The following is a 3,001-nucleotide window of genomic DNA, read 5'->3' as shown; positions in this document are numbered from 1 at the left end:
GCGTGTCGGTGTGGATCGTGACCTGGATGTCGTGCCGCTCGGCCACGCCCAGGCAGTTGTCGATCGCTGCCGGCGTGGTCCCCCAGTCCTCGTGCAGCTTCAGGCCGTAGGCGCCTGCCTCGATCTGCTCGTCGAGCGCGCCGGGCAGGCTCGCATTGCCCTTGCCCTGGAAGCCGAGGTTCATCGGGAACGCCTCGGCCGCCTTCAGCATCTGGTGGATGTACCAGGGGCCGGGGGTGCAGGTGGTCGCGAAGGTGCCGGTGGCCGGGCCGGTGCCGCCGCCGAGCATCGTCGTGACGCCGCTCATCAGCGCCTCCTCGATCTGCTGCGGGCAGATGAAGTGGATGTGCGAGTCGATGCCGCCGGCCGTGACGATGCTGCCCTCGCCAGCGATGATCTCGGTGCCGGGGCCGATCACGATGTCGATGCCGGGCTGCACGTCGGGGTTGCCGGCCTTGCCGATGCCGGCGATGCGGCCCGCCTTCAGGCCGATGTCGGCCTTCACGATGCCCCAGTGGTCGATGATCAGCGCATTGGTGATCACCGTGTCGGCCACGTCCTTCGCCAATCGCTGGCCCTGGCCCATGCCGTCGCGGATGGTCTTGCCGCCGCCGAACTTCACCTCTTCGCCGTAGCCGCCGGCCAGCAGCGTGTAGTCCTTCTCGACCTCGACGATGAGGCCGGTGTCGGCCAGGCGCACGCGGTCACCGGCCGTCGGGCCGAACATCTCCGCATAGGCGCGGCGGTTGATGGTGGCCATCAGAGCGCTCCCTGCACTTCGCCGCGGAAGCCGTAGACCTTGCGGTCGCCCGCATAGTCGACCAGCTCGACCGTGCGCTGCTGCCCCGGCTCGAAACGCACCGCGGTGCCCGACGCGATGTTCAGCCGCATGCCGCGCGCGGCCGCGCGGTCGAACTTCAGCGCCGGGTTGGTCTCGGCGAAGTGGTAGTGCGAGCCGACCTGCACCGGCCGGTCGCCGCTGTTCTCGATCACCAGCGTGATCGTGCGGCGGCCGACGTTGATCTCGATGTCGGGGCCGTCGATCAGCAGTTCGCCTGGAATCATCGCCGGCTCCTTCAGTTGACCAGCAGTGCGATGCCGAACAGCGCGACGGCTGCCCCGGCGACGCGCGGCAGCCAGGCGGCGCGCGAGCGCAGCAGCAGCCCGATGCCGATGCCCGCGCCATGCAGCAGCGCGGTTGCAGCCACCATGCCAATCAGCGCGAAGGCCGCGGTCGGCCCGGCCAGCTCGGCGCCGTGCGCCAGGCCGTGGAACAGCGCGAAGCCCGCGGCCATCAGCACACCGGCCGCGGCCGGCAGGCGCGCGTTGGTGGCGAGCAGCAGGCCCAGCACCAGCAGCGACGCGGCGATCATCGGCTCCACCGCCGGCAGCGTGACGCCCGCCAGGCCGAGCAGTGCGCCGACGAGCAGCGTGCCGGCGAAGGCCRGCGGCGCGATCCACGCGCGGCGCGCCGTCATCGCGCTCCAGACGCCTAGCGCGACCATCGCGGCCAGGTGGTCGAGCCCGGTGAACGGGTGCGCGAAGCCGGCGGCGAGTGCGCCGGCCGCGTCGTGAGCCTCGTGGTGGAGGCCGGCATCGCTGCCGGTGTGGGCCATCGCCAGGGCCGGCAGCGCCAGCAGCAGGCCGGCAGTGCAAGCAGCAAGCCGGCGGGAACGCATCGTCTCAGTCATGGGGATCTCGTTCATGCAATGGGTTGGTGCACGGTCACCAACTTGGTGCCGTCCGGGAAGGTCGCCTCGACCTGGATCTCGGGGATCAGCTCGGCCACGCCCTCCATCACGTCGGCGCGGGTCAGCACCGTCTTGCCCTCGCTCATCAGCGCCGCGACCGTCTTGCCGTCGCGCGCGCCCTCCATGATGGCCGCGCTGATCAGCGCGACCGCCTCGGGGTAGTTGAGCTTCAGCCCGCGCGCCTTGCGGCGCTCGGCCAGCAGCGAGGCCGTGAAGATCAGCAGCTTGTCTTTCTCACGCGGCGTCAGTTCCATGGTGGTGCGGGAAGCAGAAGATGTGCCACATCTTAGGGCGCCTGGTCACCGCAATGGCACGGGGCTTGCGCTCCACCCCGCATGAAGCCTGCCAACCCCCTCGACGGCGCCGTGCCGGTCGGCCCTGCCATCGTGCCGGCCGAGCGACCTGTCGAAGGGCAGGGTGATGAGCGGGCGGTGCAGCGCGTCGTGAAGGTCCGGCGCGACTACAACAGCTGGGTCGCGCGCGAGACGATGGAGGACTACGCGCTGCGCTTCACGCCGCACAGCTTTCGCAAGTGGTCCGAGCTGCGCGTGGCCAACACCGCGTTCGGCGCGGCCTCGTTCCTGGTGCTCGAGGCGGTGGGTGCGACGCTGCTGGTGCAGTACGGCTTCCTGAACGCGTTCTGGGCGATCCTCGCGACCGGGCTGATCATCTTCCTGGCCGGCCTGCCGATCAGCATCTACGCAGCGCGGCACGGGCTCGACATGGACCTGCTGACGCGCGGCGCCGGCTTCGGCTACATCGGCTCCACCATCACCTCGCTGATCTACGCGAGCTTCACGTTCATCTTCTTCGCGCTCGAGGCGGCCATCATGGCCTACGCGCTCGAGCTCGCGTTCGACGTGCCACCCGCCTGGGGCTACCTGATCTGTGCGCTGGTGGTGATCCCGCTGGTCACGCACGGCGTCACCGCGATCAGCCGGCTGCAGGTGTGGACGCAGCCGCTGTGGCTGGTGCTGCTGGTCGTGCCCTATGTCTACGTGCTGCGCCAGAACCCCGGCGTGCTCGACGGCCTGGTGCACTACGCCGGCGCCGAGGGCCGCGGCGCGGAGTTCAACCTGGGCCTGTTCGGCGCCGCGATGACGGTGGGCATCGCGCTGATCACGCAGATGGGCGAGCAGGTCGACTACCTGCGCTTCATGCCCGAGCGCACTGCGGCCAACCGCAAACGCTGGTGGCTGGGCGTGCTGATCGGCGGGCCCGGCTGGGTGGTGCCGGGCGTGCTCAAGATG

The 3,001-nt window shown here is 70.2% G+C and carries 5 protein-coding genes; 1 reads left to right on the top strand and 4 read right to left on the bottom strand.

Going from position 1 to position 3,001, the window contains the following annotated elements; genetic code table 11:
• The 4 genes from AC1D15_RS24660 to ureA all read right to left on the bottom strand — a co-directional run.
• A partial coding sequence (locus AC1D15_RS24660; protein ID WP_477828043.1) for an urease subunit alpha occupies window positions 1-760 on the bottom strand: 760 nt, incomplete at its 3' end.
• Window positions 760-1,065: an urease subunit beta gene (locus tag AC1D15_RS24655; protein ID WP_047499945.1), complete on the bottom strand. Its 306-nt coding sequence runs from the start codon at window positions 1,063-1,065 to the stop codon at window positions 760-762. The genes AC1D15_RS24660 and AC1D15_RS24655, both read right to left, overlap by 1 nt.
• Window positions 1,066-1,076: 11 nt before the next feature.
• The gene (locus AC1D15_RS24650; protein ID WP_477828042.1) at window positions 1,077-1,691 is read right to left on the bottom strand and encodes a HupE/UreJ family protein; all 615 of its coding nucleotides are present in this window, start codon (window positions 1,689-1,691) and stop codon (window positions 1,077-1,079) included.
• 11 nt (window positions 1,692-1,702) lie between these two features.
• Window positions 1,703-2,005 (bottom strand): urease subunit gamma, encoded by a 303-nt coding sequence (ureA, locus tag AC1D15_RS24645; protein WP_047499948.1) that lies wholly within the window; start codon window positions 2,003-2,005, stop codon window positions 1,703-1,705.
• A gap of 81 nt (window positions 2,006-2,086) precedes the next feature.
• On the opposite strand from ureA, the gene AC1D15_RS24640 reads away from it, so the two are divergent.
• On the top strand, window positions 2,087-3,001 hold a 915-nt coding region (locus AC1D15_RS24640), incomplete at its 3' end, for a purine-cytosine permease family protein (RefSeq protein ID WP_477828041.1).

It is taken from the genome of Rhizobacter sp. P2_H2 (assembly GCF_056403375.1).
Note: the sequence above shows the minus strand (reverse complement) of the source record. Positions and strands in the feature narration are given on the sequence as shown.